Source organism: Stenotrophomonas maltophilia group sp. msm4 (assembly GCF_032025605.1).
GTDB lineage: Bacteria > Pseudomonadota > Gammaproteobacteria > Xanthomonadales > Xanthomonadaceae > Stenotrophomonas > Stenotrophomonas sepilia.
In genome coordinates this window covers 354871-367496 of record NZ_JAVSKK010000004.1, presented here as the reverse complement: position 1 = coordinate 367496, position 12626 = coordinate 354871, and the positions used below count along the sequence as shown (strand labels likewise).

The following is a 12626-nucleotide window of genomic DNA, read 5'->3' as shown; positions in this document are numbered from 1 at the left end:
CCAATTCAGATATGAGAAGACGCGTTGTGCACGGTCTTCAGGCGCCGCCGTCGATCGCGCGGTCCAGGCGCCGGTTCAGGTCGGCCAGCGTCTGCTGCAGCGCCACGGCCTGGCGGGCGTTCTCGTCGCGCAGCAGCTGCAGTTCGTGGGCCAGGTTCAGCGCGGCCAGCACGGCGACGCGGTCGACGGCGGCCATGCGGTTGCTGCCGCGGATCTCGCGCATGCGCGCATCGAGCAGGCGTGCGGCGGCCATCAGGCTGTCGCGCTCATCGCCGCCGACGCCCACGGTGTATTCACGATCGAGGATGCGGACACTGACCGGTTCGGCGCTCATGTGTGCTGCTCCAGGGATTTGAGCCGGCTGATCATCGCTTCCACCCGCGAGCGTGCCTGCTCGTTCTTGGCCAACAGCGTCGAGCGCTCGGCCACCAGCTGTTCCTGCTGGTGGCGCAGGCTGCGGTTCTCCTCGGCCAGACGCTGGTTGCGTTCAAGCAACGCGTCCACGCGGGCGGCAAAGTCCTGCAGCTGGGCAAGGGGATCGGCGGGTTCCATGCGGGCACGATAGGCAAGCCGGGTGAGGGCGGTCAAGCGCTGTCGCAGCAAGGCCGGACGGCCACGAGAGGATGCTGCAGGGTTGCTACACTACGGGGTCTCACGGGCGCGCGCGTGCGCACCCCGGGTTTTCTTATTCCGAACGAGCCGCACGATGACCGAACTTCCCTCCGTCGACGACGTTACCCGCGCCAGCCAGGCGCTGGGCCTGGGCGCTACCGCTGCCGAGCTGCACGGCGCGCTGTGCGGCTGGCTGGCCGCCGGCGGCGCCCCCGGCAACGATTGGCCGGCGCGCGTGCTGGCCGACGACACCCTGCCGCCGGTGGCCGCCGACAGCGTGCTGGGGCAGCTGCTGCAGGCCACCATCAAGCAGCTGGAAGACCGTGACTTCGCCTTCGAACTGCTGCTCGCCGACAGCGACGACGTGTCCGCGCAGGCCGATGCCATGTTCAGCTGGACCCGCTCGTTCCTGGGCGGCTTCGGCCTGGGCAGTGGCGGCCGCCGCCCGGCCCTGTCCGAAGAGGGCGAAGAAGCGCTGACCGACATGGCCAGCCTGGCGCGTGCGTCCAGTGAGGATTTCGAGGCCGGCGGCGATGACGACGACGAAGCCCTGTCGGAGATCGAGGAGTTCATCCGCGTGGCGGTGCTGCTGCTGCACGGCGACGTGGTGCTGGCCGCGCGCCATCGGCAGCGCCTGAACTGATGGATATCAAGCAGCGTACCGGCATCGCGGCCGGCGAATACAAGCGTCGCCGCCGCCAGCTGATGGACATGGCTGGCGAGGACGCGATCCTGGTGCTGCCGGCCGCAGCCGAGAAGGTGCGCAGCCTCGATACCCATTATCCGTTCCGCCAGGATTCGGATTTCCAGTACCTGACCGGCTTCCCGGAACCGGAAGCGGTGCTGGTGCTGATTCCGGGCCGCCGCCACGGCGAGGCCATCCTGTTCTGCCGCGAGCGCGATGCCGAGCGCGAGGCATGGGACGGCAGCCGCGCTGGCCAGGAAGGCGCGGTAGCGCAGTACGGCATGGACGATGCCTACCCGATCGATGATCTGGACGACATCCTGCCGGGCCTGTTGGAAGGGCGCTCGCGCGTCTACTACCACTTCGGCCGCGACGCCGACTTCGATCTGAAGCTGATCGGCTGGGTCAACCGCGTGCGTTCGCAGGTACGCCACGGTGCGCAGCCGCCCCATGAGTTCCTGGAGCTGGGCCACCTGCTGCACGAGCAGCGCCTGTTCAAATCCGGCGCCGAAGTGGCACTGATGCACCACGCCGCACAGATCAGCGTGCGTGCGCATCTGGCGGCGATGAAGGCCGCCAGGGCCGGCATCCACGAGTATGAACTGCAGGCCGAGCTGGAACGCGTGTTCCGCGCCAGCGATGCGGTGCCTGCGTATTGCAGCATCGTCGGTGCCGGCCGCAACGGCTGCATCCTGCATTACCGCGACAACAACGCGCGGTCGCGCGATGGCGAGTTGGTGCTGATCGATGCCGGTGCCGAGTACCGCGGCTACGCCAGCGACATCACCCGCACCTTCCCGGTGAACGGCCGCTTCAGTGCCGAGCAGCGCGCGCTGCACGACCTGGTCGGTGAAGCGCAGGCGGCGGCGCTGGCCCAGGCCAAGCCGGGCGTGCCCTACGAGGCCGGCCATCTGGCCGCAGTGCAGACCTTGACCGAGGGCCTGCTGCGCCTGGGCCTGCTGAAGGGCACGCTGGAAAAAAATCTGTCCGAAGGCCTGTACCAGCGCTTCTACCGGCACAAGACCGGCCACTGGATCGGATTGGACGTGCACGATGTGGGCGATTACCGCCTCGCCGGTGATTCACGTCTGCTGGAGCCTGGCATGGCGTTCACCATCGAGCCGGGGCTGTACATCGGCGTGGACGACACGACGGTGGAACCGCGTTGGCGCGGTATCGGCATCCGCACTGAAGACGATGTGCTGATCACCGATGATGGCCATCGCGTGCTGACCGAAGGCCTGGCGCGCAGCGCCGATGAGATCGAAGCGGTGATGGCGGGGTAGGGTGTTTTTCTGCAGGGCTTGCGGCCCTGCACCCGCAGAGGCAACAGCTGGAGCAACAGCAACAGCAACAACGGGTTATCCGTGGGATGGCGGGGCACTGTGGGTTTGCGGGGACGCCGCAAGTACGTCCTTGTAGGCTTGGTCGCCGCATCCATGCGGCTCACACCCCGCAAACCCACAGTGCCCCACCTTCGACAGGTTCGCGCGGCTGTTGGTGGGTGCCGATCGTTGGTCGGCACATCTGTCAGATATCGAATGAATCATCCACGCATGGCGTGGATCTACTGGTAGGTGTCGACCTTGGTCGACACAGAGCGAGCGCAGCAAGCGACCCGCTTTTGCTTTTCTTTCTTTCTTCCGTGGTTGGACGCACACGGAAACTGTCAGAGGTGGGGCGGGGTGGGTTCGCGGGGGACGCCGTGAATCCATCCCTGGAGGCTTGGCCGCGGCATCCATGCCGCGGACACCCCCGCGAACCCACCCCGCCCCGCCAAGCGCGGCTATTGCTCCAAGCAGCCAACCACGAGGGGCTCAGCCGTTGGCCGCCGCAAACGCCGGCCGCGTCAGGTTGTCCGCTTCGCCGTCGGTGCACAGCACTTCGTCTTCGATGCGGATGCCGCCATACGGACGGAAGAAGTCCACGCGGTCCCAGTTGATCGCATCACCGTGGCCAGCGTCCTTCACTTCATTCAACAGCATGTCGATGAAGTACAGGCCCGGTTCGATGGTCACCACCATGCCCGGCTCCAGCACGCGGGTCAGGCGCAGGTACGGGTGGCCCGCCGGGCGCTCGATGCGGCCGCCTTCGTCGCTGGCCGCGAAACCGGCCACGTCGTGCACCTGCAGGCCGATCAGGTGGCCGATACCATGCGGGAAGAACGCGGCGCTGACGCCGGTCTCCAGCGCGGTTTGCGGCGAGACCTTGATCACGCCGAAGTCCTTCAGTACGCCCATCAGCGAAAGATGTGCGTCCACGTGCAGCTGCTTGTAGTCGAAGCCCGGGCGCACCGCTGCGCACATCTGCTGCTGGGCAGCGTCGACGGCGGCGATCATCGCCGCAAATTCGTCGTGGCCCTGCGCGGCGTAGGTGCGGGTGATGTCGCTGGCGTAGCCGTGGGCACTGGCGCCGGCATCGATCAGGAAGCTGCGCAGCGGTTGCGGTGCCTTGCGGCCCAGCTCGGTGTAGTGCAGCACGGCGGCATGTTCGTTCAACGCCACGATGTTGCCGTACGGCAGTTCGTTGGCATCCTGGCCCACGGCCTGGCAGTACGCCATGTGGATGCTGAACTCGTCGGCGCCATTGTGGAATGCGGCCTCGGCAGCGCGGTGGCCGCGCACGCCCAGCACCTGGGCGTCGCGCATCAGTGCGATCTCATACGGTGTCTTGCTGCCGCGGTGCCATTCCAGGTAGTTCACCACCGGCGCCGGGTTGTTCGGCACGTAGCTGCCCAGCGCGCTCTGCGGCTCGCCGAGGATCGCGCAGCGCGATGGATCGGCCGGCAGCAGCGCCAGCGCGTCTTCCGGCTTGCGGATGATGTGGATGTCGAAGTGCTCCACCCACCAGCCGCTGGGGGCATCCGGCACCACGTGCCAGTAGTCGAAGGGCTGGTGGAAGATCACCGCCGGGCGCTTGCCGGGGGTGAACACGATCCAGCTGTTGGGCACGCGGGTCAGCGGCAGCCAGGCCTTGAACTGCGGATTGACCGCGTACGGGTAGTCGCGATCGTCGAACACCTGGTAGTGCAGGGTGCCGCTGGGCACCACCAGGTGATCGAAGCCGCCGCGGGCCAGCGCCTGTTCGGCACGTCGGCACAGCACGGCCAGGTGGTCGGAATACAGGGCGCCGGGGTCTTGCTGGATCATTGCGGTGGCTCAACACGGAAAACGGCCCTAGATTCTGCCGCATACCGGGAAAAACCGCTGTGCTGGAACCGGCACTCAGGCCGTCGAAACCGGCCCCTCGTCGCTGTCTTCGCCCACCCACTGGCGCAGCAGCTGCCGATGCTCGCGCGACAGGGTGAGGAACCGGAAGCCGGTCCAGCTCTGTCCGGGGGCGTGTGCAGGTTCGCTCCACAGCAGGTGCACGCCCACGTCGATGTCCTGGTGGCGGCCGTCGCCCAGCGGCAAGGGGAAGCGCAACTGGTACAGCGCATCCTCGCGCAACGTTGCGCTGGCCAGCATCAGCATGCCGGTTTCGGAGATATTGCCGAGCCGGCCCACCACGCTTTCGCGCATCTGGTCGGTGACCGGTACCAGGTCCGAGACCTGGCGGCGCGGTGCGCGGCGGGTGTCCTGCGGCGGTTGGGTGATCATGCGGAGGTCTCCTGCGTATGGCCGGCCGCCAGTGCACGCAATGCGCCAAGGCTGGCCTCCCAGGCACGGTCAACCAGCCGGGCCTTGTCCTCAGTGACCAGCTGCGCCTGGCCGGCGCTGATCTGCCGGGCCAGCGTATCCAGGTCGGTATCGGCGATCTTCTGCCCGCGTGGATTGACCAGCAGGGCGTGGCCGGTCAGCAGGCTGTACCAGGACAGGCGCTGGCGGCGCAGTGTGCCATCGCCAGTGTCGATGTCGAACCAGCTGCCGAAGGGCAGGGAGGACAGCTGCTGGTAAGCGGCTTCCTCGGCACTGCTGCGCGGTGTGGCGGGCGTCGTGCCGGCGGCCGTACCGGCGTGCTCGCCCAGGCGCGCGCGTGCCTTCAGGCGGGCACTGAGTTCGGTACGCGAGGTGCTCTCGTCCTCGCCGCCAGGCGTGGCCAGCCTGCGTGCGACGGCGGCGGCTTCCTCGGCGTGGTAGCCGACCTGCAGCAGGGCGGCCTCGACCTCGGCAGCAAGCGTTGCATCGGTGCCGCCGGGTGCATCAACGGGTTGCGCGGTGATGGCGGCGATGCGTTGGGTCTGCTGCAGGCGTTCCTGCCACTGCGATGAATCGTCGCCGTGGCGCAGGCGGGTCAGGGTGAGGGCATCGGCCCAGGCCTGACGCAGCAGGGTCTGCACGAAGCGGGGCGGCTGCTGCGCGTCGCAGCACTGGTCGATCTGTGCACTGGCCTGTCGCCGCGCGAGTTCCAGCCGCTCCTTGCCGCGTGCAGCTTCGACATGGCGGCGTTCGGCCAACTCGGCGCGATGCGCTGCGGCGCGCTGATGCTGCTGCACGTCCTCGTTCGCGCTGGCGAAGGCCTCCGGCGCCCGCGCATCCTGACCCAGCAGGCCCTGCACGCTCTGTGCCATGCGCTGCAGCAACTGCGGGTCGACATCATCGTCGCCCAGCCAGTTGGCGCCGACTTCGGCAATCTGGTTGAGCAGTTCGCGCGCGGGGTGCTCGTCGCGCACGAAGAAGCCGGGGTCGGCCATTGCCGCACGTGCCAGCGGTACCTGCAGGCGCGCCAGCAGGGCGGCCGGCACCGGGTCCGGACGCTGCTGCTGCTGCACCTGCTGCATCAGCATGCGCAGCAGGTCGAGGCTGTCGCGGTCGTGGCTGCCCAGCTGGGCCTGCATGCCATGCTCGCTGCGCAGTTGCGCCACCACGGCCGCCTGCAGGTCGGCAACGCCGGTGGCGGCGCTGGACTGCGCCTGCAGGCGTGCGAGGACCGCATCCACGGCCGCGCTCGGCACTGCATCGCGATCCGCAGGTGCTGCGCTGGCATGGCGTGCCTGCTGCAGCAGCGCATGCAGCGCGCTGCCCGTGGAGGTGGTCAGGCCCGGCATGGCCGCGCCGGCCGTGCTGTCATCCTGGAAAGCGTCCTGCACCAGGCTCGACCAGGAGCCGGCCGGTGCCGATCCGTTCCAGCCGGTCAGTGGCGCGGCGGCACGCTTTGCCGGCTGCGTGGTGCGACCACCGCCCACCGACTGGGTGATGATCCGCCGGGTGCTCGATGAACGCGCCAGGTAGGGGGTGTAGACCAGGCCGGGCAGCACGCCGTGCTGGGCCAGCAGGGCATTGGCACGGTCGAGGATGTCGCCCAGGCGCTCCAGCACCTGGCGTTCGAAGCTGCGGTACAGCGCCAGCTGAACGTCGACAGCGAGCGAATCCTGTTCGGCAATCCGGCGCAGCATGGCGCACAGTGCCTGCGGTGCCAGCGGCAGGGTGTCGGCCTCGAAGGCCGGTGCTGCCGCCAGTACGCCCAGGCGTTGGCCCAGCAGGTTCAGCGTGTTGGTCGAACGCAGCGTCTCCCGCCGCACCATCTCGGTCAGCAGCAGGTCGCGGTCCACTTCATGCTCATCGACCAGCGACAGCCCGAGCATGCCGGGCAGCGGCGGCGGCGTGGAACCGGGGCTGAAGTGGGCCGTGGGTTCGCGCAGCCGTATCAGCGCATCGGCCACGGCATCAAGCATGCGGTCAGCGAAATGACCGGAGAAGGCATGCAACTGGCCGCGCTGGGCCATCAGCTCCGCCTGCAGCTGCGGATTGCGCGCGCGATCCGCGTCGTGCAGCAGCGTCTGCTCCAACGCTTCGACGGTCAGGATCAGCGGCGCGGCCAGCGTCTGCCGGCACAGGCCGATCAACGCGCCCAGCAGCTCACGCACCCGCGGTGGCAGGTCGCTGGCGGCCAGGCGGGTTTTGTCGGCAGAGGTAATGGAAAAGACAGCTGACATCGGCGAGCGGTACCCGGATTCCCGCGGATCGATCTTGTGAATCTACCGTGTCGGCCGCAGTCGGCGCTACTTTAGGGTGAACGTGTCTCACGTCCGCTGGGGGGGACGACGGATGAGCGATGGTGCAGGTCACTGGCCGGCAGCGCTGTCTCCACCGGAGTGCGGGCCAGCGCCCGGCACTACCCGCTAACGGCGGGAAGGTCTATTCCTCCAGGAACAGGCTCACCACATCATTGGTGAATCGGCGGCCCAGCTCGGTTGGCTGTACGTGGCCATCCGCCACGTCCAGCCAGCCGCGCTGCACGGCCTCGCCCAGGGGCGCGTCCAGCACGCTGCGCGGCAGCCCGGTGCGCGACTCGAAATCGCGCAGGCCGAAACCTTCGTGCAGGCGCAGCAGGTTGAGCATGTACTCAAACGGCAGGCGCTCGGGTGCGATCACATCGTCGCCACCGAACGAGGCCGGGGTGCCCGCGCTGTCCAGGTAGGCCTGCGGGTGCTTCAGTTTCCAGCGGCGCAGCACGTGTTCTTCGGCACCCGAGCTGATCTTGCCGTGCGCGCCAGCACCGATGCCAAGATAGTCACCGAAGCGCCAGTAGTTCAGGTTGTGCGCACTCTGCCGACCGGGGCGTGCGTAGGCGCTGACTTCGTACTGGCTGAAACCAGCCTGCGCCAGTAGCGACTGGCAGTGCTCCTGCATGTCCCAGGCATTGTCTTCATCGGGAATGCCCTGCGGCGGACGCGCGAAGAACACCGTGTTCGGTTCCAGGGTCAGCTGGTAGTGCGAGATATGGGCCGGTTGCAGTGCAAATGCACGTTCCAGATCGGCCTCGGCACCGGCCAGGGTCTGTTCCGGCAGCGCGTACATCAGGTCGATGTTGAAGTTGTCGTAGCCCGCGTCCTGCGCCATCTTCACCGCGCGCTCGGCTTCGCCACTGTCGTGGATGCGGCCCAGGCGCTTGAGCATGGCGTCGTCGAAACTCTGGATGCCGAAGCTGAGGCGGTTCACGCCTGCCGCGCGGTAGCGGTCGAAGCGGCCATGCTCGGCGGTGCCCGGGTTGGTTTCCAGCGTGATTTCGGCATTGGGCGCGAAGCGCAGGCGCGCGCTGGCCTGCTGCAGGAAACGGTCGATCGCTTCCGGCGGGAACAGGCTGGGGGTGCCGCCGCCGAAGAACACGCTGTGCACCACCCGGCCCCAGACCAGCGGCAGGTCCTGGTCCAGGTCACGTAGCAGCGCGTCGATGTAGGCGTCGAACGGCAGCTCGCCCTTGGCCTGGTGCGAATTGAAATCGCAGTAGGGGCATTTGCGCACGCACCACGGCAGGTGCACGTACAGCGACAGCGGTGGCGGCACCAGCCGCGGCGGGCTGTCGTGGGCAGCGGAGCAGGCTTCGCCGGGCAGGTGGTTGCAGTGGTCGTGGGCGTGCGGCATGGGCTTCATCGGTAGTGCCGGCCACTGGCCGGCTTCCCTGGTTCGATCAGGCGGCGTCAGTACAGCGTCGCCAGCTGCTGCTTGAGCTGCTGCAGGGCGATGGCACGGTGGCTGATGGCATTCTTCAGTGCCGGCTCCATTTCCGCGGCGGTCAGGCCGTGGGTGGTGTCCAGGAATACCGGGTTGTAGCCAAAACCATTCGTGCCACGCAGCTCGCGGATGATCTGTCCTTCCCAGCGGCCTTCGCAGATCAACGGCTGCGGGTCGGTGGCGTGGCGCAGCAGCACGATCACCGCATAGAAGCGGGCGCTGCGCTGGCCGTCGGGAATGTCGGCCATCGCGTCCAGCAGCTTGGCGTTGTTGGCCGCCGCGTTGGTCGGGTGGCCGGCATAGCGCGCGCTGTACAGGCCGGGCGCGCCGCCGAGTGCATCGACGATCAGGCCCGAATCATCGGCCAGTGCCGGCAGGCCGGTCGCTTCGCAGGCCGCGCGTGCCTTCAGCAGCGCATTCTCGACGAAGGTCAGGCCGGTCTCTTCCACGTCGCCCAGGCCCAGTTCGGCGGCCGAGGTGATCTGCAGCGGCAGGTCGGCGAGGATCTCCTGCATCTCCACCAGCTTGCCGGCGTTGTGGCTGGCCAGTACCAGTTTCTTCATTGACGGGGCTCCAGCAGGTCCCAGGTGTTGCCATACAGATCGCGGAACACCGCGACCGTTGCATAGGGTTCTTCGCGCGGCGCTTCCAGGAACTCGACGCCCGCGGCAAGCATCGCCGCGTGGTCGCGGTGGAAGTCGTCGGTGTTGAGGAAGAAGGCGACGCGGCCACCGGTCTGGTTGCCGATGCGGCTGCGCTGCGCCTCGTCGCTGGCACGGGCCAGCAGCAGGGCGGCGGCGCTGCCATCGGTCGGGCCGACCACCACCCAGCGCTTGTGGCCCTGGTCGATGTCTTCCAGCAGCGTGAAGCCGAGCTTGCCGGTGTACCAGGCAATGGCTTCGTCATAGTCGGCCACCACCACGGTGGTCAGGGCAAGGCGCCGGTTCATGCCGACAGCGCCGCCTGCTGCGCGGCCAGCAGCTCGGCCACGCCCGTTTCGGCCAGGCCCAGCAGCGCGTCCAGTTCATCGCGACGGAAGGCGTGGCCTTCGGCGGTGCCCTGCAGTTCGATGAAGCCGCCACCGTCGTTCATCACCACGTTCATGTCGGTGTCGCAGTCGCTGTCTTCGGCGTAGTCCAGGTCCAGCACCGGGGTGCCGCGGTACACGCCCACCGACACCGCCGCCACTGCGCCCAGGATCGGGTTGCGCTTGATGTCGCCACGCTTCATCAGCACGTTCACCGCATCGACCAGGGCCACGTAGGCGCCGGTGATGGCGGCGGTGCGGGTGCCACCGTCGGCCTGCAGCACGTCGCAGTCCAGGGTGATGGTGCGCTCGCCCAGCGCGTTGCGGTCCACGCAGGCACGCAGGCTGCGGCCGATCAGGCGCTGGATCTCCAGCGTGCGGCCGCCCTGCTTGCCACGGGCCGCTTCGCGGTCGCTGCGGCTGTGGGTGGCGCGCGGCAGCATGCCGTACTCGGCGGTGACCCAGCCTTCGCCCTTGCCGCGCAGGAAGCCCGGCACGCGGTTCTCGACGCTGGCGGTGCACAGCACACGGGTTTCACCGAAGCACACCAGTACCGACCCTTCGGCGTGGCGGGTGAAGCCGCGTTGGATGACGACCGGGCGGAGCTGGTCGGGCTGGCGGCCGCTGGGGCGGGAATCGGACATGGTGCGGGTTCCGTAATGGCGAGGGAGTACGCCGCCACGCCCGCGGCCTTCACGGGGCGGGCAAGGGGGCTCTGGTGAGGGCGCTAGGGTACCATTCCCCCTTTGCACGCACCGGACACATTCCATGATTCGAAGCATGACCGCCTATGCCGGCGGCGAGCGGGTCACCCCGTGGGGCACGCTGGGCTGCGAGCTGCGCTCGGTCAACCACCGCTTCCTGGAGGTCGGCACCCGCCTGCCCGAGGAACTGCGGGCGCTGGAGCCGCAGCTGCGCGAGCGCATCGCCGCGCGCCTGAGCCGTGGCAAGCTGGATCTGGTGATGCGCCTGCGTGCACCGGAGGCAGCGGCCAACCTGCAGGTGGACGAGGCCCTGCTGGGCCAGCTGGGCCGCCTGGCGCACCGGCTGACCTCGGATTTCCCCAATCTGCAGGTCAGCTTCACCGAGCTGCTGCAGCTGCCCGGCGTGACCCGCGGCGAGGCCACCGATGCCGCCGCCCTGCAGGCCGAAGCACTGGCCCTGCTGGACCAGGTGCTGGACGGCTTCGTCGAGGCCCGTGAGCGCGAAGGCGGCAAGTTGTCGGCCGCCATCAGCGAGCGCGTGGACGGCATCGAACGCATCGCGACTGAAGTGCGCACGCTGATTCCTGCCATTCGCGACGGCCAGCGCGCCAAGCTGGCTGCACGCCTGGCCGACCTGCCGCACCCGGTCGATCCCGGCCGCGCCGAGCAGGAACTGGTGCTCTGGCTGCAGAAGCTGGACGTGGATGAGGAGCTGGATCGCCTTGGCAGCCACATTGTCGAGATCCGCCGCGTGCTCAAGCAGCGCGAGCCGGTCGGTCGTCGCCTGGACTTCCTGCTGCAGGAGTTCAACCGCGAAGCCAATACGCTGGGCTCGAAGTCGGTGGACAGCCGTACGTCCAATGCCGCGGTGGAGCTGAAGGTGCTGATCGACCAGATCCGCGAACAGGTGCAGAACATCGAGTGATGTTGCATCCAGCATTACAGCCGGGGCGCCTTCGGGCGCCCTTCTCATTACAGCGTCTCAGCGGACGCTGACACCCGGCAGGCCCGCGCTCAATCGCCCCACGACGGCTGCCTGGCCGAACCCTGCGTCGTGGAAGCAGGCCAGCACCGCGGCCACCGCTTCCGGGGCGCAGGACACCAGCAGCCCACCGCTGGTCTGTGGGTCGGTCAGCAGCGGCTGCCAGTGTGCCGGCAACCCATCGGCGAAACGCACCTCCGCACCATACGAGGCCCAGTTGCGGTTGGACGCGCCGGTCAAGCAGCCGCGCTGCAGCAGCTCCAGGGCCTGAGGCAGCAGCGGCACCTGTGCGCTGTCCACCTCCGCAGCGACACCACTGGCGCGACACACTTCCAGCAGGTGGCCGAGCAGGCCGAAACCGGTGACATCGGTCATCGCGTGCACACCGTCCAGCGCGGCCAGGGCCACGCCCACGGTGTTCAGGTGGGTGGTCGACGCGATCATCTGCTGGTAGCCGTCGGCATCCAGCACTTCTTTCTTCAGCGCCGACGAATACACGCCCACGCCCAACGGCTTGCCCAGCACCAGTACATCGCCGGCGCGGGCATCAGCATTGCGCTTGAGCCGCTGCGGGTCGAGCACGCCGATCGCGGCCAGGCCATAGATGGGTTCCACCGAATCGATGCTGTGGCCTCCAGCGACCACGATGCCGGCATCGGCGCAGGCACGCTCGCCGCCCCGCAGGATGCCGCGGATGGTCTCCTGCGGCAGCGTGTTGATCGGCATGCCGACAATGGCCAGCGCGAACAATGGTCGTGCCCCCATCGCGTACAGGTCCGACAGCGCGTTGGTGGCGGCGATGCGGCCGAAGTCGAACGGGTCGTCCACAATCGGCATGAAGAAATCGGTGGTGGCGACGATTGCCTTGCGGTCATCGAGGCGGTACACCGCGGCGTCGTCGCTGGTCTCGCGGCCGACCAGCAGTTCGGCCGGTGCCGGAAGCGCTGGCACGCCACGCAGCAGTTCGGACAGCACGCCCGGCGCGATCTTGCAGCCGCAGCCGCCGCCGTGTGCCAGCGAAGTCAGTCGTTGCGGAGCATCGGCCGTTGAAGGGGCGGGGGACTGCGCGTGCGTGGCCATGCCGACATCTCCTGCGGAAACACCAATGGCGGAAGGCAGCAGGAGTCGAACCTACCAGGGAACGATCGACGCCCCCTACTGGGTTTGAAGCCCAGCCGCATGCCCGGATGCGCATGCCTTCCGAAAGTACGGCGGCACCGGT

Annotated in this window: 13 protein-coding genes and 1 tRNA gene; 3 read left to right on the top strand and 11 right to left on the bottom strand. The window is 68.2% G+C overall.

Annotation, left to right across the window (positions count from 1 at the left end; all coding sequences use genetic code 11):
- Positions 1-37: 37 nt before the first annotated feature.
- Positions 38-334, bottom strand: coding sequence for a cell division protein ZapA (locus ROV93_RS19945; RefSeq protein ID WP_006467013.1), 297 nt, complete (start codon positions 332-334; stop codon positions 38-40).
- Positions 331-552 carry a TIGR02449 family protein gene (locus ROV93_RS19940; protein ID WP_005418996.1) on the bottom strand — a complete coding sequence of 74 codons (222 nt, stop codon included), beginning with the start codon at positions 550-552 and terminating at the stop codon, positions 331-333. Before ROV93_RS19940 ends, ROV93_RS19945 begins: the two co-directional genes overlap by 4 nt.
- A gap of 154 nt (positions 553-706) precedes the next feature.
- Between ROV93_RS19940 and ROV93_RS19935 the strand changes: the two genes are divergently transcribed.
- Both ROV93_RS19935 and ROV93_RS19930 read left to right on the top strand, forming a co-directional pair.
- Positions 707-1255, top strand: a complete 549-nt coding sequence (locus ROV93_RS19935) for a UPF0149 family protein (RefSeq protein WP_005418994.1) — start codon at positions 707-709, stop codon at positions 1253-1255.
- Between the two features lie 5 nt (positions 1256-1260).
- Positions 1261-2583, top strand: coding sequence for an aminopeptidase P N-terminal domain-containing protein (locus tag ROV93_RS19930; protein WP_088123875.1), 1323 nt, complete (start codon positions 1261-1263; stop codon positions 2581-2583).
- A 531-nt stretch (positions 2584-3114) separates the two neighbouring features.
- Here the strand turns inward: ROV93_RS19930 and pepQ are convergent.
- The 7 genes from pepQ to rph form a co-directional block, all read right to left on the bottom strand.
- Positions 3115-4446, bottom strand: coding sequence for a Xaa-Pro dipeptidase (gene pepQ / locus ROV93_RS19925; protein WP_072168446.1), 1332 nt, complete (start codon positions 4444-4446; stop codon positions 3115-3117).
- A 75-nt stretch (positions 4447-4521) separates the two neighbouring features.
- Complete coding sequence (locus ROV93_RS19920) at positions 4522-4896, bottom strand: PilZ domain-containing protein (RefSeq protein ID WP_072168447.1); 375 nt, start codon at positions 4894-4896, stop codon at positions 4522-4524.
- A complete protein-coding gene (locus tag ROV93_RS19915) occupies positions 4893-7172 on the bottom strand; it encodes a DUF1631 family protein (RefSeq protein ID WP_072168448.1) in 2280 nt (759 codons plus the stop codon). The genes ROV93_RS19920 and ROV93_RS19915 overlap by 4 nt, the downstream gene beginning before the upstream one ends.
- A gap of 202 nt (positions 7173-7374) precedes the next feature.
- The gene (hemW, locus tag ROV93_RS19910) at positions 7375-8601 is read right to left on the bottom strand and encodes a radical SAM family heme chaperone HemW (RefSeq protein ID WP_258012547.1); all 1227 of its coding nucleotides are present in this window, start codon (positions 8599-8601) and stop codon (positions 7375-7377) included.
- Positions 8602-8657: 56 nt separating this feature from the next.
- Positions 8658-9254 carry an RdgB/HAM1 family non-canonical purine NTP pyrophosphatase gene (gene rdgB / locus ROV93_RS19905; RefSeq protein ID WP_005410891.1) on the bottom strand — a complete coding sequence of 199 codons (597 nt, stop codon included), beginning with the start codon at positions 9252-9254 and terminating at the stop codon, positions 8658-8660.
- Positions 9251-9640: a VOC family protein gene (locus tag ROV93_RS19900; RefSeq protein WP_072168449.1), complete on the bottom strand. Its 390-nt coding sequence runs from the start codon at positions 9638-9640 to the stop codon at positions 9251-9253. The genes rdgB and ROV93_RS19900 overlap by 4 nt, the downstream gene beginning before the upstream one ends.
- A complete protein-coding gene (gene rph / locus ROV93_RS19895) occupies positions 9637-10362 on the bottom strand; it encodes a ribonuclease PH (protein ID WP_072168450.1) in 726 nt (241 codons plus the stop codon). Before rph ends, ROV93_RS19900 begins: the two co-directional genes overlap by 4 nt.
- A 124-nt stretch (positions 10363-10486) precedes the next feature.
- Here rph and ROV93_RS19890 point away from each other — a divergent pair, with 124 nt between their 5' ends.
- Positions 10487-11347 carry a YicC/YloC family endoribonuclease gene (locus tag ROV93_RS19890; RefSeq protein ID WP_072168451.1) on the top strand — a complete coding sequence of 287 codons (861 nt, stop codon included), beginning with the start codon at positions 10487-10489 and terminating at the stop codon, positions 11345-11347.
- Positions 11348-11404: 57 nt separating this feature from the next.
- On the opposite strand, the gene selD is transcribed toward ROV93_RS19890, so the two are convergent.
- Positions 11405-12484, bottom strand: coding sequence for a selenide, water dikinase SelD (gene selD, locus ROV93_RS19885; protein WP_072168452.1), 1080 nt, complete (start codon positions 12482-12484; stop codon positions 11405-11407).
- Positions 12485-12510: 26 nt separating this feature from the next.
- Positions 12511-12606, bottom strand: a tRNA-Sec gene (locus tag ROV93_RS19880).
- Positions 12607-12626 lie beyond the last annotated feature (20 nt).

Bases quoted from the DNA above. Each gene is read 5' to 3' on its own strand.
- rph (WP_072168450.1), bottom strand. From the start codon at position 10,362: ATGTCCGATTCCCGCCCCAGCGGCCGCCAGCCCGACCAGCTCCGCCCG.
- ROV93_RS19945 (WP_006467013.1), bottom strand. From the start codon at position 334: ATGAGCGCCGAACCGGTCAGTGTCCGCATCCTCGATCGTGAATACACC.
- ROV93_RS19940 (WP_005418996.1), bottom strand. From the start codon at position 552: ATGGAACCCGCCGATCCCCTTGCCCAGCTGCAGGACTTTGCCGCCCGC.
- ROV93_RS19935 (WP_005418994.1), top strand. From the start codon at position 707: ATGACCGAACTTCCCTCCGTCGACGACGTTACCCGCGCCAGCCAGGCG.
- ROV93_RS19915 (WP_072168448.1), bottom strand. From the start codon at position 7,172: ATGTCAGCTGTCTTTTCCATTACCTCTGCCGACAAAACCCGCCTGGCC.
- rdgB (WP_005410891.1), bottom strand. From the start codon at position 9,254: ATGAAGAAACTGGTACTGGCCAGCCACAACGCCGGCAAGCTGGTGGAG.
- selD (WP_072168452.1), bottom strand. From the start codon at position 12,484: ATGGCCACGCACGCGCAGTCCCCCGCCCCTTCAACGGCCGATGCTCCG.
- ROV93_RS19900 (WP_072168449.1), bottom strand. From the start codon at position 9,640: ATGAACCGGCGCCTTGCCCTGACCACCGTGGTGGTGGCCGACTATGAC.
- hemW (WP_258012547.1), bottom strand. From the start codon at position 8,601: ATGCCGCACGCCCACGACCACTGCAACCACCTGCCCGGCGAAGCCTGC.
- ROV93_RS19890 (WP_072168451.1), top strand. From the start codon at position 10,487: ATGATTCGAAGCATGACCGCCTATGCCGGCGGCGAGCGGGTCACCCCG.
- ROV93_RS19920 (WP_072168447.1), bottom strand. From the start codon at position 4,896: ATGATCACCCAACCGCCGCAGGACACCCGCCGCGCACCGCGCCGCCAG.
- pepQ (WP_072168446.1), bottom strand. From the start codon at position 4,446: ATGATCCAGCAAGACCCCGGCGCCCTGTATTCCGACCACCTGGCCGTG.